This window comes from Streptomyces sp. BA2, assembly GCF_009769735.1.
Taxonomy (GTDB): Bacteria; Actinomycetota; Actinomycetes; order Streptomycetales; family Streptomycetaceae; genus Streptomyces.
In genome coordinates, this window is sequence record NZ_WSRO01000002.1 from 6,205,561 (window position 1) to 6,220,612 (window position 15,052).

A 15,052-nucleotide genomic window follows, 5' to 3' on the forward strand; every position below is an offset into this window, starting at 1 on the left:
TATTTCTCTAGTGGTCGCTACAGAAAGAACCGTAGCGGACCCCGAGCCGTTTTTCTAGCGGCCGCTATACAATTCACTCCATGGCGACGAAACAGCGCGGACGCCCCCGCTCCTTCGACCGCGAGACCGCACTGGAGCAGGCCCTGCGCACCTTCTGGGAACAGGGGTACGAGGCGACATCGGTCACGGACCTCACCCGGGCCATGGGCATCGGCGCCCCCAGCATGTATGCGGCCTTCGGTGACAAGCAGTCACTGTTCGAGGAGGTCGTGCTGCTGTACGGGCAGACGCACGGCTCCTTCGGCGAGCGCGCCTTCGCCGAGGAGCCGACCGTCCGCGGCGGAGTGGCGCGGATGCTGCACGAGGCCGCCGACAAGTACACGGAAGCCGGACACCCCCGCGGCTGCCTGGTCATCTGCGCCGCGACGAACTGCGCGACGCCGGAGGTCGAGTCCGCTCTGCGCGACCGGCGCAACGCCAACGTCAGCTCCATCGAGTCCCGCATAAGGGCCGCCGTCGCCACGGGCGAGCTCCCCCCGGGGACGGACGCCCCCGCCCTGGCCCGCTACACCGGAGCCGTGCTCCAGGGCATGTCCCAGCAGTCCCGCGACGGCGCGAGCCGGCAGGAGCTGGAAGCGGTCGCCGAGCTGGCGATGCGGGTCTGGCCCGATGTATGAGTCCGCTGGGCTGCAAGTGAGAGAAAGAGACAACAACAAACATCTGCCGACGCATGGACACAAGTGAATGGTCTAGTCCACAATGCGTTGGTAAAGCATCCGCCCTTCCCGCACAGGAGGGCGGACCGAGGAACCGGCACTCTCTGCCCTGACCGTGTCGGATCCTCCGATCGGCCGCCCGGTACCGCACATTCCGGTGGTCGGTGTTCCTGAAGGGCTGCGGTGCCGTGGGCGGGTTGAGGGTCCCGCCCTGGCGCCGCGGCTCGTCGGGGATCTCCCGGAGCGGGCCCGCCGGACGTGCCAGGTACGCTCGCACACGTGCCCTCCATGAACGACCTCGTACGCCAGCACACCGCTCTCGGTGACTCCGATCTCGAGTGGCTGCATCTGCTGGTCTCGGAGTGGCAGCTGCTCTCCGACCTCTCCTTCGCCGACCTCGTGCTCTGGGTCCCCACCCGCGACGGCACCCGCTATGTCTCCGTGGCGCAGATGCGGCCCAACACCGGGCCCACCTCCTACCAGGACGACATGGTCGGCCACCTCGTCCCGCGGGGCCGCCGCCCGCTGCTCGACGCCGCCCTCGACGAGGGCCGCATCGTGCGCGAGGGCGACCCCGAGTGGCGCGAAGAGGTCCCGGTGCGGGTCGAGTCCATCCCCGTACGCAGGGAAGGGCGCGTCCTGGGGGTCATCGCCCGCAACACGAATCTGCTCACGGTGCGCACCCCCTCGCGCCTTGAGCTGACCTATCTTCAGTCGGCGTCCGACCTGGCCCAGATGATCGCCGCCGGTTCCTTCCCGTTCCCCGGCCAGCAGGTCGACATGGACGCGTCCCCGCGCGTGGGCGACGGTCTGCTCAGGCTCGACGCCGACGGCATCGTCCAGTACGCGTCGCCGAACGCGCTCTCCGCGTACCACCGCCTCGGCCTGGCCGCCGACCTGGTCGGCCACCACCTCGGCACGGCGACCGCCGAACTCGCCCCGTCCCGCGGCCCGGTGGACGAGGCGCTCGCCAAGGTCGCCAGCGGCTGGGCGCCCCGCGAGTTCGAGATCGAGGGCGGTGACGGCGTGATCCAGCTCCGCGCGATCCCCCTCAAGCCCAAGGGCCCGCGCATCGGCTCGCTCGTCCTGCTCCGCGACGTCACCGAACTGCGCCGCCGAGAGCGGGAGTTGATCACCAAGGACGCGACCATCCGGGAGATCCACCACCGGGTGAAGAACAACCTCCAGACGGTCGCCGCGCTCCTTCGCCTCCAGGCGCGCCGCATCGACTCCGCCACCGGCCGCGAAGCCCTCGAAGAGGCCGTACGCCGCGTGGGCTCCATCGCCATCGTGCACGAGACGCTGTCCCAGAACCTGGACGAGCGCGTGGAGTTCGACGAGATCGCCGACCGCGTCCTCGCGATGGTGGCCGAGATCTCGCCCGGCAAGGTCACCGGCCGGCGCACCGGCCGCTTCGGCATCCTGGACGCCGAGGTCGCCACCCCGCTGTCGATGGTCCTCACGGAGGTTCTGCAGAACGCCCTGGAGCACGGCTTCCAGGAGGGCGACACCGGAACGGTCGAGGTCTCCGCCGTACGCGGCGGCACGAGCAAGGACGCCCGACTCCTCATCACCGTCCAGGACGACGGCGTCGGCCTGCCCGACGGCTTCGATCCGCACCGCTCGGGCAACCTCGGCCTGCAGATCGTCCGCACCCTGGTCGAGGGCGAGATGGGCGGCACGTTCGACATGGTGCGGGCCCCGGAGCGCGGCACGCAGGTCGTGCTCGACATCCCGGTACGCGCCGACAAGTAGCGCCGGGGGAAGGGGAGATCACGGCAGATCACCCGCCCGGCACCGCACACGCAAAGCAGTGAGCCCCGGACCGAAGTGGTCCGGGGCTCACTGCTCACGTTGCGTTGCGCATCGGGGGTACTGCGCGGCTGCGGCTCGGGGGCGGGAGATGCGTACTCGCTGTACGCGCCGCCGGGCTCAGGCTCGTAGGGGGCGTGAGCGTCAGGCGCTGGCCTGGCGTGCACGGTTGCGAGCGGCGCGGCGCTTCATTGCGCGGCGCTCGTCCTCGCTGAGGCCACCCCAGACGCCGGAGTCCTGGCCGGACTCGAGCGCCCACTGCAGGCACTGCTCCATGACGGGGCAGCGGCGGCAGACGGCCTTGGCTTCCTCGATCTGCAGCAGCGCAGGACCGGTGTTGCCGATGGGGAAGAAGAGCTCGGGGTCTTCCTCGCGGCAAACGGCGTTGTGACGCCAGTCCATGGCTGCTACCTCTCCTTGGTATTACATGCAGGTTGCTTGTGAATGTGAACGCTTTCACGAATCCCTCGACGACGGAAGGGACTTTCGTCACATACGCGACGATGTCCTATGCGTTGAGGAGGGGGTTCTGGCTCTCTGTGGGGCCGATGTTGCGGGCCGTCCCGATCGCCATGTAGAGATTCGCAAACCTCGGCGGCGGATACAACCCCTTCCGGCAAGTTTTTTTTGATTCCTCAGTGTCGGCTGGGTCACAGCCGTACTTCCATGGGGTGGACCCTGGCCTAAACGTTCGAGTGAAAGGACTTTGGCCCCTTCTACTCACACAATCACACGCAGTGCACGGCGTACGCCTGTGAACGTCACGCTCGTCCGCAGCCCCAGGTGGTCGCCGTCCATCTGAAGCGGGAGCGGCACCTTCGAATGCAAGGTGAAGTCGGTGAGGTCATGGAGCGTGACCGCGTGCTTGCCGTGCGGTCCGCGATCGGGCGTCGAGGTCAGCAGCTGGGTCCCGTAACGGGCCACCGCGGTGGTGGAGAGCTTGCTCAGACCGAGCACGTCCAGGCCGGTGTCGAAGGAGGCCTGCGGGGACGCGTACATCGGGCGATTGCCCAGGTAGGTGTAGGGGGAGGTGTTGCAGACTATGGAGAGCACGAGGTCGGTCACCGGGTCCTCGCCGGCCCGTTCCAGCGTGATCATTCCGTGCCTGCGGTGCGGCTCGTCGAGGAACTGACGGAACACCTGGCGCAAATACAGCGCATGGGTGGACCGCTTCCCGCGCTCCCTCTGCTGTTCGACTCGTCCCACCACTCCGGCGTCGAAACCGAATCCGGCGGCGAAAGTGAACCAGTGCCCGGGAACGGCTTCGTCCTCCGTGCCGGGAGTTCCCGACAGGTGGCCCAGGCTCACTGTGCGTTCGCTTCCCTCACGCAGGGCGTCGAGCAGTGCGCCGGTCGCCTCCACGGCGTCGTTGGGCAGACCGAGGGCGCGCGCGAAGACGTTGGTGGAGCCGCCGGGGACGACCGCCAGGCGCGGCAGACGGGCCGGGTCGGGGCCGTTGTGCAGCAGGCCGTTGACGACCTCGTTGACCGTGCCGTCCCCGCCGAGGGCGACGACGAGCTCGATGTCCTTGCTCTCCGCGGCCTGTCTTCCGAGGTCCCGGGCGTGGCCGCGGTACTCCGTGGTGACCGCCTCGAGTTTCATCTCGCTCGCCAGCGCGTGGATCAGTACGTCACGCGTGCGCGCGCTGGTGGTGGTTGCCGCTGGGTTGACCACAAGGAGTGCACGCATGCGAAGCAGAGTACCTAGGGGTCGTTATCCGGCCTAGACCGAGGGGGCGGACCGGGGGCCGGAGCGCGGACACGCACAGCTACCCTGCAAGGGTGAGTACTGAGCGGAACCCCACCCCCGAAGCCCCGCAGTCAGGCCCGCGTCCCGGACGCCTGACGGCCGCGGCGGCCCTCGCCGCGCTGGAGGGCGTCGCACTCATCGCCGCCGGTGTCTACATGCTCGTGATGGGCCTCGCGGGTGACCCCGACAATCCGGAACAGGCCACGACGGGCGGCATCACGCTGATCGTTCTCGCGCTCCTGCCCCTGCTCGCCGCCCGCGGTCTCCTGCTCCGCCGCAGCTGGAGCCGGGGGCCCGCCATCATCACGCAGATCATGGCGCTTCCGGTGGCCTGGCAGCTGCTGCAGGCCGACAGCATGGCCATCCCGGGCGGCATCGCGCTCGCCGCGGTCGCGGTGGCCGCGCTCGTGCTGCTGGTCAACCCCGCCACGACCGAGGCCCTCGGCATCCGGGGACCGGGGAACGTACAGGACGACGTGAAGTAGCCGTCCCGCACGCGACGGACCCGCTGGACGGGAGAGACCTTCCGAAGGAGCAGACCAGGAGGGGCGGTCTGCTCCTTCGTCACTCCTCCACGAGGAGCTTCTCGCGCAGCTGCGCGAGCGTGCGGGCGAGGAGCCGGGAGACGTGCATCTGGGAGATGCCGACTTCCTGGGCGATCTGCGACTGCGTCATGTTGCCGAAGAACCGCAGCAGCAGGATGCGCTTCTCGCGCGGTGGAAGGTCTTCAAGGAGCGGTTTGAGGGACTCCCTGTACTCGACGCCCTCCAGGGCCTCGTCCTCCGCGCCCAGGGTGTCCGCGACCGCGGGGGACTCGTCGTCCGTGTCCGGGACGTCCAGGGACAGCGTGGAGTACGCGTTGGCCGACTCCAGGCCCTCCAGGACCTCCTCCTCGGAGATGGCCAGCTTCTGGGCGAGCTCATGCACCGTGGGGGAGCGGCCGTGCTGCTGGGACAGCTCGGCGGTCGCCGTGGTGAGGGCGAGCCTGAGCTCCTGGAGGCGCCGCGGGACCCGGACCGCCCACCCCTTGTCGCGGAAGTGGCGCTTGATCTCGCCGACGACCGTGGGTGTCGCGTACGTGGAGAACTCCACGCCGCGCTCCGGGTCGAAGCGGTCCACGGACTTGATCAGGCCGATGGTGGCGACCTGCGTCAGGTCGTCAAGGGGCTCGCCGCGGTTGCGGAAGCGGCGGGCCAGGTGCTCGACGAGCGGCAGGTGCATGCGGACCAGCTTGTTGCGCAGCTCCGCGTACTCGGGGCTGCCGTCTTTCAGCTCGCGCAGCTCGATGAACATCGCGCGTGCACCGCTGCGGTCCTGCGGATCGTGCCGGGTGTGCTGCTGCTCACCGTGTTCGCTCATGTATCCCGCCCGTTGCGCGCCGCCCCGGACGGAGGGCTTCGCGCGCTCCTCCTGGGCGGTCGGCTCTGCCTGCTCCGACGCATCAGCCACAGTCGACGGACCCGGCTGCTCCGGGTCCTCCGGGTGCGGCCTGGCCTGCTGCTCGGGGATGCCCGTGAGCGCCGGCTCCACCGGAGCCTCGCGCCCCCTTGTCGGCTTTATCGGCGCACCTCCCCGGCCACCGGGCAGATCCCGTGTGCCGCGCTCTTCGTCCCGCACCGGCCCCTCCCTGCCCCTCACGCCGGCCCGGGTCCCGCGCCGCGCTTCTTGTAGAGACTGATCGAGACGGTGTTGTCCTCGGCCACGGAGGAGTCGACCTGACCCGCGAGGGCGGACAGCACAGTCCAGGCGAAGGTGTCCCGTTCCGGGGCCCGGCCGTCGGTGGTCGGCGCCGAGACGGTCACCTCCAGGGAGTCGTCGACGAGCCGGAAGACGCAGCTGAGCACCGAACCGGGCACGGCCTGCTGGAGCAGGATCGCGCAGGCCTCGTCGACCGCGATGCGGAGGTCCTCGATCTCGTCGAGAGTGAAGTCCAAACGCGCCGCGAGACCGGCCGTAGCCGTACGCAGCACCGACAGGTAGGCACCCGCAGCCGGAAGGCGGACCTCGACGAAGTCCTGATTCCCGGGCTCGCCTGCGATCTGGGACACCCTCACCTCCAAGGTGGTACAAGCACTTTCGGGGCTCCAGGTCCGCCGTCCAGCGGCGGTCCGGACTGCGTCACACGGGTAACGCACCACGTAGTTCTGCGGTGACGCTACCGCGCTCCCCAGTTCCGTGTCCCGGGGACCCCGCTCCGTTGCTGTCACTCATAGTAAGCCTAAGGGTACGGAGAGTGGCTAGGGGTCTCGCGGTCCCAATTGGAGAGTACGGGCGTCGGGTTGACGTACCCAGGCCTCAGACGATCGAACCGTCCACGAAGCACCAACGCCAGCTCTCGCCAGGCTCGAAGGTCCTCATCACCGCGTGTCCGGTGTCCTTGAAGTGTGCCGTCGCGTGCTGGAAGGGCGAGGAGTCGCAGCAGCCCACATGACCGCAGTCCAGACAGAGCCGCAGTTGCACCGGGTGACTGCCGACCGCGAGGCACTCGGGACAGGTCTCGCTCAGCGGGGCGGGCTCAGGGTGCGGCAGCGCAGCGACATGCGGGCACTCGTTCATGATTGCCAGGTTACGACGGGAACGCGTATCGCGGAGGGCCTGACCGATGGACGTACTGCCCCTGGTGGCACTGATCGCGGCGAGTGCCGCGGTGGCCGGAGCCGCGCGCTGGACCCCGGTGCCGGCGCCGCTGCTGCTCGTCGCGGTGGGTCTGGTCGCCGCGTACGTGCCCGGGGTTCCGGACTACCACCTGGACCCGCACATCGTGCTGCCGCTGATCCTGCCGCCCCTGCTGCACACCGCGGCCCTGGAGAGTTCGTACCTCGATCTGCGCGCCAACATCAGACCCGTGGCGCTGCTCTCGGTCGGGTACACGCTGTTCGCGACCCTCGCCGTCGGCTACCTCGCGTATCTGCTGATCCCCGATCTGCCGCTGACCGCCGCGCTTGTCCTCGGCGCGGTGATCGCGCCGCCGGACGCGGTGGCGGCCACGGCCATCGCGCGGAAGGTGGGGCTGCCCTCACGGATCACCACGATCCTCCAGGGCGAGTCGCTGGTGAACGACGCGACCGCGATCACCGCCTTCAAGGTCGCGCTCGCGGCTGCGGTCGGCGAGGGCGCGAGCTGGGCGGGCGGGATCCAGGAGTTCCTGGTGGCCGCGGTCGGCGGGGTCGGTGTCGGTCTTGTCCTCATGGTGCCGATCCACTGGCTGCGCAGGCACATGAAGGAGGCGATGCTGCAGAACACCCTCTCCTTGCTGATCCCCTTCGTCGCGTACGCGGCCGCCGAGCAGGTCGGTGCCTCCGGAGTGCTCGCCGTGGTCGTCGTCGCCCTGTTCCTCGGACACCGCTCCTGGGAGGTCGACTTCGAGACGCGGCTCCAGGAAGCCGCCGTGTGGAAGGTGGTCGCGTTCATCCTGGAGTCGGCGGTCTTCGCGCTCATCGGCCTGCAACTGCCGCTCGTGCTCAAGGGGCTCGGTGAGTACAGCGGTCCCCAGGCGGCCTGGTACGCGCTGGGGGTCTTCTTCTTCGTCGTCCTCGTGCGCTTCGTGTGGTCGTATCCGGCGACCTATCTGCCGCGGATCCTGTCGACGCGCATCAAGGAGCGGGAGTCCGACATGGACTGGCGGCGGCCGCTGATCGTCAGCTGGGCCGGGATGCGCGGTGTGGTGTCGCTGGCGATCGCCTTCTCGATCCCGCTCGTCATGGACGACGGGGAGCCGTTCCCCGCGCGGAACCTCGTCCTGTTCCTGACCTTCACCACGGTGATCGGCACACTGGTTGTGCAGGGGCTCTCGCTGCCGTGGCTGATCCGGGTCTTGAAATTGCCGGGGCGTGACGCGCAGGCGGAGACGCTCGCGGAGGCGCAGGCGCAGAACGCCGCCTCGCAGGCCGCGGAGCGGAGGGTGGACGAACTCATGCGGGACGAGCGCAATCGCCTCCCAGAGCCCCTTCAGGACCGTCTGCGCACTGTCCTCGAGCGGCGCCGCAACTCCGTGTGGGAGCGGCTCGGCCAGTCCAACCCCGTCACGGGGGAGTCCGCCGACGACACCTACCGCAGGCTCGCCCGGGAGGCGATCGCCGCGGAGCGGGAGGTGTTCGTGACGATGCGGGACGAGCGGCGCATCGACGACGAGATGATGCGGACCCTGCTGCGGAAGCTGGACCTGGAGGAGGCGGCCGCCTATCGGGAGGTCGAGGACTGAGCCGCGGGGGACGCCGGCTCCGTCGCGGTGATGACCGCCGTGACGTTGCTGCCGGGGGAAAACGCGCCCTCTTCGGAGAGGGCTGTCAGCGCGTAGAGGAGCTTGGCCACGTAGACGCGCTCCACGGGGAGGCCGTGCCGGTCCTCGAAGTCGTTTGCGAACGCGGTGAGTTCAGAGGACGTGCGGGCATAGCCGCCGAAGTGGAAGCGCTCGTCCAGGTGCCAGTTGGCGGTGGCGGCGCCGAAGGCCCGCTGTTGCAGTGCCTGTATCTCGGGGCCGAGGAAGCCGCCCTTGAGTACGGGTATGCCGAGCGCGCGCTGGTCCGGGGCGAGCCCCGCGGCCAAGCCGGCCAGGGTGCCGCCGGTGCCGCAGGCCACGGCCGCCGTGTGGGTGCGGCCGCGCAGCTCCTCGCCCAGGGCCGTACAGCCTTGAACGGCAAGGGAGTTGCTGCCCCCTTCGGGGATGACGTAGGGGTCTTTGGCGCCTGCCGCGTGCAGGAGGGCGGCCAGGACTTCCGGCTCGGTCTTCCTGCGGTACGTCGCCCGGTCGATGAAGTGCAGGCGCATTCCGTCGGCCGCGCATTGCGTGAGCGACGGGTTCAGGGGACGGTCGGCGAGTTCGTCGCCGCGGACCACGCCGATGGTGGTCATGCCGAGGAGGCGGCCGGCAGCGGCGGTCGCCCTGAGGTGGTTGGAGTAGGCGCCGCCGAAGGTCAGCAGGGCTTCGTGCCCCGCGGCGACGGCGGCGTCCAGGTTCAGGAAGAGCTTGCGGTACTTGTTGCCCGGGAGGTCCGGGTGGATCAGGTCGTCCCGCTTGAGTGTGAGAGTGACGCCTTGCCGCGTGAACCGGTCGTCCTGGAGCTCTTGGAGCGGGGACGGGAGCCGGGGGCGCGGGGTGGTCGGCGGGGTGGTGCTCACCCCGCCATTCTGCCCGCCGCCGTGCCGCCGGGCACGGCCACGGTCCGCCCGCTCGGGGCGCGCTCCTTGTTTGAGGTGTTCCCCGGCTTACTTGAGGCGTTCCTCGATGCGCTCCCGCATGGCGTTCATGGTGAAGCCCTTGGGATCGATCTTGCCCGGCTGCCATTCGAGGTGGCCGATCACCGAGCGGTGGGTCCAGCCGTGGTGGCGGCAGATGGCCGCCGAGACCCTCTCGATGGCGTCCAGCTGTGCGTCGGGCCAGGGATCCTCGCCGTCGCCGAGGTTCTCGCACTCGAAGCCGTAGAAGTGGCGGTTTCCGTCGGTGTTCGCTTCGTTGTCCGGGGGGAGAGCCTTCTCGGCGATGACCGCGCGCAGGACGTCGTCGTCACCGAGCCCCGCGTGGTTGGCGCGGCCGTACCCGACGAGGTGGACGCGGCCGTCCTTCGTGATGACGCCGTGGCAGAGCGGGCCGGGCAGCGAGGCGTACCCGTCGCGGCAGATCTCCACCGTCCGCTCGCTGCCCGATGTGACCGTGTGGTGGATCATCACGCCGTGCACGGGCCCCCACGGCCCCTTGTGGTTGCGGTTGTGGTGAGGCCAGTCGCCGACTTCGACGACTGTCACTCCTTCGTCCTGGAGCACGTCGAGGAACCTGCTCGCGGACATGGGTGGGGCCATGGCCGACTCCTTTGCGGAGCACGACGGCCGCCTGTCGCGGACCGTCTTGTATGTCCGCTTTTACCGGAACCACGGTGCCCGGACCAGCCGTTCGGAGGGATTCCGTCGCTGTTCGGGCACCGTGCGAGCCGATTTGGTCAGCCGCGGTGTTCGCCGCTGTGCAGGAACGCGTCGCCGTTCGTCGCGATGTGGGCCTCAAGTGCCTGCAGGGCCTGCTGCGTGGCCTCGGGGGTTCCCGTGCCGTGCTGCTGCGCGTAATACGCCGCGCCCAGCTTCTTCAGGAGGTCGCCGCCCGTGCGCTGCGCCTGGACCTCGTCGATCTTCTGCTTTCCCTGAGTGAGTCCGCGCTGCGCCTGTTCCTTGGCGCGATCCAGGAAGCCTGCCATTGCCGTCTCCTACGGATTGGTGCGGGATGTTGCGAGATGGTGCATATCGGTACGAAGAGTATCGGCCGTTGTGTCCTGTTCAACGGATGCACGGATCTTGGAGTTCCCCCCGCCACGGATCTTGGAGTTCCCCCGCCACGAGTCTTGGGGTTCCCCGCCCCCGAGAACCCCGTTCCTGGTACGCGGGTGAGTGCCCCGTTCTCGCCCCATCCATTCCCGCTCGTTTGTGTAATGGCGCCGGCACACGCCGTGCTGGAAGGGTTGTCGGCGCAGATCAGCGCTTGATCGGGAGGGCATAGCCAATGTCGGTAGGCGAAGAGGTCCGAGCGGAACAGTCCGAGCCGCAGCAGAGCTTGGGCACATCGGCCGCGCGGAATCTGGCCACCACCACCAAGTCCGCGCCGCAGATGCAGGAGATCAGCTCCCGCTGGCTCCTGCGGACGCTGCCGTGGGTGCAGGTGCAGGGCGGTACGTATCGAGTGAACCGGAGGTTGAGTTACTCGGTCGGCGACGGCCGGGTGACGTTCGTGAAGACCGGAGACCGGGTCCAGGTCATCCCGGCGGAGCTCGGCGAGCTGCCGACCCTGCGGGATTACGAGGACGTCGAGGTCTTGGGGGAGCTGGCCCAGCGCTGCCAGCAGCGGGAGTTCGCCGCGGGGTCGGTCATCACTTCCTTCGGCAGCCAGGCCGACGAGGTGTTCCTGCTCGCGCACGGCAGGGTCGAGAAGATCGGCACCGGGCCCTATGGGGACGACACGGTTCTCGGGACGCTCGCCGACGGTGCCTACTTCGGCGAGCAGGCACTGCTCGACCCGGAAGCCATCTGGGAGTACACGACGCGCGCGGTGACCGCCTGCACCGTGCTCACACTGCCGCGCCAGGACCTGGAGCAGGTCGCCGAGCGCACGGATTCGCTGCGCGAGCACCTCCGGCGGCTGCGGTCCATTCCGGCCCAGCGGACCAACAAGTTCGGCGAGTCGCCCATCGACCTCTCCGCTGGACACATCGGTGAAGCGGTGCTGCCGGGCACGTTCGTCGACTACGAATCAGCGCCGCGTGAGTACGAACTGAGCGTCGCCCAGACCGTTCTGCGCGTCCACACGCGCGTGGCCGACCTCTACAACCAGCCGATGAACCAGACCGAGCAGCAGTTGCGGCTCACGGTCGAGGCGCTGAAGGAGCGCCAGGAGCACGAGCTGATCAACAACCGCGAGTTCGGACTGCTCAACAACTGCGAGTACGAGCAGCGGCTGCAGCCCCACGACGGCGTGCCGAGCCCGGACGACATGGACGAACTGCTCAGCCGCAGGCGGGGGTCGAAGCTCTTCCTGGCCCACCCGCGCGCGATCTCCGCGTTCGGCCGTGAGCTCAACAAGCGCGGCCTCGTGCCGGAGACCATCGACATGGGCGGCAACCGCATCCCCACCTGGCGCGGGGTGCCGATCTTCCCGTGCAACAAGATCCCGGTCACCGAGGCCCGCACCACCTCGATCATCTGCATGCGTACGGGCGAGGAGGAGCAGGGCGTCGTCGGCCTGCACCAGACCGGCATCCCGGACGAGATCGAGCCGAGCCTGTCCGTGCGCTTCATGGGGATCAGCGAGCAGGCGATCATCTCGTACCTCGTGTCGACCTACTACTCCGCGGCGGTCCTCGTGCCGGACGCGCTCGGCGTGCTGGAGAACGTCGAGATCGGCCGCTGGCGATGAGGCCGTGTCTGTGGGCGCGCCGCCGGGTACACCCCTCCCGTACGCGCCCGCAGGCCCAGGAACAGCCACCGTCCGCATCCTCTCCGGGGTGAGTCCATGACGGACACGACAACGGACGTGACGGGGTTCGATGAGCAGGCAGGGCACGAATCGCCGGAAGCGGCGGAGCTCCTGGCGTCGGCGCGGGCGTGCGTCGACCCGGAGCTGCGCCGGGCGATCGACTCGCTGCCGGGAGCGATGCGCCGCATCGCGCTCTACCACTTCGGATGGGAACACGCGGACGGCACACCGGCGGCCGGGCACGCGGGCAAGGCGATCAGGCCCGCGCTCGTGCTGGCCGCGGTGCGGGCGCTCGGCGGGGACCAGGCCATGGCCGTCCGCGCGGCGGCAGCGGTGGAGCTGACCCACAACTTCACCCTGCTGCACGACGACGTCATCGACCGCGACACCACCCGCAGGCACCGGCCCACCGCATGGACCGTGTTCGGCGAACCCGACGCGATCCTGGCCGGTGACGCGCTCCAGGCGCTGGCCCAGCGGTTGATCGCCGAGGACCCGCACCCCGGGGCCCCGGCGGCGGCCGCCCGGCTCGCCTCCTGCGTGGTGGAGCTCTGCGAGGGCCAGCAGGCGGACGGCGCGTTCGAGCGGCGCCGCCCCGACGAGGTCACGCTCGACGAGTGCCTCGCCATGGCCGAGGCCAAGACGGGGGCGCTGCTCGGCTGTGCCTGTGCGCTGGGGGCGTTGTACGCGGGGGCGGGGCACAGCGAGGTGGAGGCGCTCGACGGGTTCGGCCGTGAGGCGGGGCTCGCCTTCCAGCTCATCGACGACGTGATCGGCATCTGGGGCGATCCGGACCACACGGGCAAGCCGGCCCGTGCCGACCTCGCGGCCCGCAAGAAGTCCCTGCCGGTGGTCGCGGCGCTGGCCTCCGGCACCCCGGCCGCCGCCGAGCTGGCCGAGCTGTACGGACGCCCGTCGAGCGACGGCGATCTGGACCGCATGGCGCAGGCCGTCGAAGCGGCGGGCGGCAGGGACTGGGCGCTGCTGCACGCGGGCGACCGGATGTCCCGCGCGATCAACCAGCTGGCCGGCGCGGTGCCGGTCCCGGAGGCGGCCGGCAGCCTGCTGGCGCTCGCGGAGTTCGTGACGCGGCGCACGCACTGAACGTACGAAGGCCTGCGGAGACGTACGCGATGCACGGCGACGTACGGCGATGTGAGGCGACGTACGGAGAGGAGCCGACCCGACGAAGACGGGCTGAGACAGGACGGCCGAACGCGGCCGACGAGCCCCGCACCCCGCCGAGATCCGGTCAGGGTGCGGGGCTCTCCCGTGTTCCGGGGCCCGATCACTTAGGCTGCAACCGAAGCAACCGGTGGGGCGGGACACGCAGTTGAGCGTGGGCGAGGCGCAAGGGGGCGGGCTGTGGGCGTAGTCATCCGGAGGGCCGGGGAGAGCGACAGAGCGGACGTGGTCCGGCTGCTCGACGAGGCGTTCCGAGACGATCCGGTGAGCAGCTGGGTCTTGCCCGGCGAGGAGTACCGCCGCCGTACGCACGGCGCTCTGATGGCCGCCTTTCTCGACCTCGCGCTGAGCCAGGGCTACGTCGACATCACGGAGGACGGCTCGGCCGTCGCGCTGTGGTGGTCCGTCCCCGCGGGCGAGGACGTGGGTGAGGACGCGAGCGGGGACGAAGGCGGCGACGAGGACGGGGAAGAAGGGCCCGCGCAGCTGCGCGCGGCCGTCGACCCGGGCAACGAACGGATCGAGGTGATCGGCAGGCTGACCGGCGACGCGCACCCGGCCGACCGGCCCCACCAGTATCTGCACATGATCGGCGTGAGCCCGGAGCGGCAGGGCGAGGGGCTCGGCTCCGCGCTGATCGGCGCCGTGCTCGAACGCTGCGACAAGGAAGGGCTGCACGCCTATCTGGAGGCGAGCAGCAGTCGCAGCCGCGCGCTCTACACACGGCTCGGATTCCGTTTCACCGGAAACGCCATCGACCTGCCGGACGGCCCGCACCTGTGGCCGATGTGGCGGGAACCCCAGCCTTTCGGCACGGACGGTGGCGACACCCGCCGATTCGCATAAAGTCGTCAAAGCACCGCTGTGTTGCCCGTAGACACAACGAAGGGGGACGAGCCCCATGTCCCGCGAAATGACCCGTGAGGTGTCCGGCGACACGTCCCGCGAGCGACTTATGGCGGAGGCATTCGTGGAGATGGCCGACTCCTTGACCGGCACTTTCGACGTCGCCGAATTCCTGCAGAACCTGACCGTGCGCTGCGTGGAACTGCTCGGCGTCTCGGCCGCGGGCGTCCTGTTGGCGGACGCCCAGGGCGAGTTGAGGTTTCTCGCGGCGTCCGGCGAGCACGCCTGGGTACTCGATCTGTTCGCCCTGCAGCAGGAACAGGGGCCGTGCCTGGACTGTTATCGCTCCGGCACGGCGCACACGAACATCGCACTCACCGGACTGGAAGCGAACACCTCTTGGCCGCGGTTCGCCATGCGTGCCAGGGCGGCAGGCTACGCGATGACGCAAGTGCTGCCTCTGCGCCAGGGCGATCAGGCTCTCGGGACACTCAATCTGTTCCAGGCGAAGCCACGGGTGCTCGGCCCCGACGAGATCGCGCTCGCGCAGGCCCTCGCGGATGTCGCCACGATCGCGATACTCCAGCGGCGTTCCCTGGAGCAGAGCGAGTTGCGGCGCGACCAGTTGCAGGAGGCTCTCACCCGCCGGATCGCCGAGTGCGCGCGGCAGGTGGTGACGGGGGAGCTCGACACGGAGGGGATCCACCGGAGGTGACGGGGTGGCGCCGCGCCCCCCTCGGCGCCTCTCTTCTGCGTCCTCAATAAGCCTGGGTGCCCTCAGGAAACCAGAACA

16 protein-coding genes are annotated in these 15,052 nt (G+C 69.5%); 8 read left to right on the forward strand and 8 right to left on the reverse strand.

Translation table 11 applies throughout. The features are described from left to right. Window positions 1–80 precede the first annotated feature (80 nt). Entirely contained in the window at window positions 81–677 is a 597-nt protein-coding gene (locus tag E5671_RS30850; RefSeq protein ID WP_160507158.1) for a TetR/AcrR family transcriptional regulator, read from the forward strand. A 327-nt stretch (window positions 678–1,004) separates the two neighbouring features. Further along, window positions 1,005–2,471, forward strand: a complete 1,467-nt coding sequence (locus tag E5671_RS30855) for a sensor histidine kinase (RefSeq protein ID WP_160510515.1) — start codon at window positions 1,005–1,007, stop codon at window positions 2,469–2,471. Window positions 2,472–2,672: 201 nt separating this feature from the next. On the opposite strand, the gene E5671_RS30860 is transcribed toward E5671_RS30855, so the two are convergent. Both E5671_RS30860 and E5671_RS30865 read right to left on the reverse strand, forming a co-directional pair. Further along, window positions 2,673–2,930, reverse strand: a complete 258-nt coding sequence (locus tag E5671_RS30860; protein WP_016639615.1) for a WhiB family transcriptional regulator — start codon at window positions 2,928–2,930, stop codon at window positions 2,673–2,675. Window positions 2,931–3,248: 318 nt separating this feature from the next. Continuing rightward, the gene (locus tag E5671_RS30865) at window positions 3,249–4,217 is read right to left on the reverse strand and encodes a diacylglycerol/lipid kinase family protein (RefSeq protein WP_160507159.1); all 969 of its coding nucleotides are present in this window, start codon (window positions 4,215–4,217) and stop codon (window positions 3,249–3,251) included. A 92-nt stretch (window positions 4,218–4,309) separates the two neighbouring features. On the opposite strand from E5671_RS30865, the gene E5671_RS30870 reads away from it, so the two are divergent. Beyond that, entirely contained in the window at window positions 4,310–4,762 is a 453-nt protein-coding gene (locus E5671_RS30870) for a hypothetical protein (RefSeq protein WP_160507160.1), read from the forward strand. A 79-nt stretch (window positions 4,763–4,841) separates the two neighbouring features. On the opposite strand, the gene E5671_RS30875 is transcribed toward E5671_RS30870, so the two are convergent. The 3 genes from E5671_RS30875 to E5671_RS30885 form a co-directional block, all read right to left on the reverse strand. Next, window positions 4,842–5,915, reverse strand: coding sequence for a SigB/SigF/SigG family RNA polymerase sigma factor (locus E5671_RS30875; protein ID WP_160507161.1), 1,074 nt, complete (start codon window positions 5,913–5,915; stop codon window positions 4,842–4,844). After that, on the reverse strand, window positions 5,912–6,325 hold the full coding sequence (locus E5671_RS30880; protein WP_135332116.1) for an anti-sigma regulatory factor: 414 nt from the start codon (window positions 6,323–6,325) through the stop codon (window positions 5,912–5,914). Before E5671_RS30880 ends, E5671_RS30875 begins: the two co-directional genes overlap by 4 nt. A gap of 247 nt (window positions 6,326–6,572) precedes the next feature. Further along, window positions 6,573–6,833, reverse strand: a complete 261-nt coding sequence (locus E5671_RS30885; protein ID WP_160507162.1) for a UBP-type zinc finger domain-containing protein — start codon at window positions 6,831–6,833, stop codon at window positions 6,573–6,575. A gap of 46 nt (window positions 6,834–6,879) precedes the next feature. On the opposite strand from E5671_RS30885, the gene E5671_RS30890 reads away from it, so the two are divergent. After that, window positions 6,880–8,478 (forward strand): Na+/H+ antiporter, encoded by a 1,599-nt coding sequence (locus E5671_RS30890; RefSeq protein WP_160507163.1) that lies wholly within the window; start codon window positions 6,880–6,882, stop codon window positions 8,476–8,478. Here E5671_RS30890 and E5671_RS30895 read toward each other — a convergent pair. From E5671_RS30895 to E5671_RS30905, 3 genes are all read right to left on the reverse strand, one after another. Beyond that, on the reverse strand, window positions 8,457–9,395 hold the full coding sequence (locus E5671_RS30895; protein ID WP_160507164.1) for a pyridoxal-phosphate dependent enzyme: 939 nt from the start codon (window positions 9,393–9,395) through the stop codon (window positions 8,457–8,459). The two genes, E5671_RS30890 and E5671_RS30895, sit on opposite strands and share 22 nt — an antisense overlap. 87 nt (window positions 9,396–9,482) lie before the next feature. Further along, the gene (locus E5671_RS30900; protein ID WP_160507165.1) at window positions 9,483–10,073 is read right to left on the reverse strand and encodes an N-acetylmuramoyl-L-alanine amidase; all 591 of its coding nucleotides are present in this window, start codon (window positions 10,071–10,073) and stop codon (window positions 9,483–9,485) included. A 137-nt stretch (window positions 10,074–10,210) separates the two neighbouring features. Next, entirely contained in the window at window positions 10,211–10,459 is a 249-nt protein-coding gene (locus E5671_RS30905; protein ID WP_160507166.1) for a hypothetical protein, read from the reverse strand. 302 nt (window positions 10,460–10,761) lie between these two features. On the opposite strand from E5671_RS30905, the gene E5671_RS30910 reads away from it, so the two are divergent. From E5671_RS30910 to E5671_RS30925, 4 genes are all read left to right on the forward strand, one after another. Continuing rightward, complete coding sequence (locus E5671_RS30910) at window positions 10,762–12,168, forward strand: family 2B encapsulin nanocompartment shell protein (RefSeq protein ID WP_160507167.1); 1,407 nt, start codon at window positions 10,762–10,764, stop codon at window positions 12,166–12,168. Between the two features lie 96 nt (window positions 12,169–12,264). After that, window positions 12,265–13,332: a family 2 encapsulin nanocompartment cargo protein polyprenyl transferase gene (locus E5671_RS30915; RefSeq protein ID WP_160507168.1), complete on the forward strand. Its 1,068-nt coding sequence runs from the start codon at window positions 12,265–12,267 to the stop codon at window positions 13,330–13,332. A gap of 261 nt (window positions 13,333–13,593) precedes the next feature. After that, complete coding sequence (locus tag E5671_RS30920; RefSeq protein ID WP_160507169.1) at window positions 13,594–14,259, forward strand: GNAT family N-acetyltransferase; 666 nt, start codon at window positions 13,594–13,596, stop codon at window positions 14,257–14,259. A gap of 55 nt (window positions 14,260–14,314) precedes the next feature. After that, window positions 14,315–14,974, forward strand: coding sequence for a GAF domain-containing protein (locus tag E5671_RS30925; RefSeq protein WP_237330270.1), 660 nt, complete (start codon window positions 14,315–14,317; stop codon window positions 14,972–14,974). Window positions 14,975–15,052: the final 78 nt, after the last annotated feature.

Coding starts and splice junctions, on each gene's coding strand:
- E5671_RS30855 (WP_160510515.1), top strand. CDS start 1,005: ATGAACGACCTCGTACGCCAGCACACCGCTCTCGGTGACTCCGATCTC.
- E5671_RS30860 (WP_016639615.1), bottom strand. CDS start 2,930: ATGGACTGGCGTCACAACGCCGTTTGCCGCGAGGAAGACCCCGAGCTC.
- E5671_RS30910 (WP_160507167.1), top strand. CDS start 10,762: ATGTCGGTAGGCGAAGAGGTCCGAGCGGAACAGTCCGAGCCGCAGCAG.
- E5671_RS30915 (WP_160507168.1), top strand. CDS start 12,265: ATGACGGACACGACAACGGACGTGACGGGGTTCGATGAGCAGGCAGGG.
- E5671_RS30905 (WP_160507166.1), bottom strand. CDS start 10,459: ATGGCAGGCTTCCTGGATCGCGCCAAGGAACAGGCGCAGCGCGGACTC.
- E5671_RS30925 (WP_237330270.1), top strand. CDS start 14,315: ATGTCCCGCGAAATGACCCGTGAGGTGTCCGGCGACACGTCCCGCGAG.
- E5671_RS30890 (WP_160507163.1), top strand. CDS start 6,880: ATGGACGTACTGCCCCTGGTGGCACTGATCGCGGCGAGTGCCGCGGTG.
- E5671_RS30885 (WP_160507162.1), bottom strand. CDS start 6,833: ATGAACGAGTGCCCGCATGTCGCTGCGCTGCCGCACCCTGAGCCCGCC.
- E5671_RS30900 (WP_160507165.1), bottom strand. CDS start 10,073: ATGGCCCCACCCATGTCCGCGAGCAGGTTCCTCGACGTGCTCCAGGAC.
- E5671_RS30865 (WP_160507159.1), bottom strand. CDS start 4,217: ATGCGTGCACTCCTTGTGGTCAACCCAGCGGCAACCACCACCAGCGCG.
- E5671_RS30850 (WP_160507158.1), top strand. CDS start 81: ATGGCGACGAAACAGCGCGGACGCCCCCGCTCCTTCGACCGCGAGACC.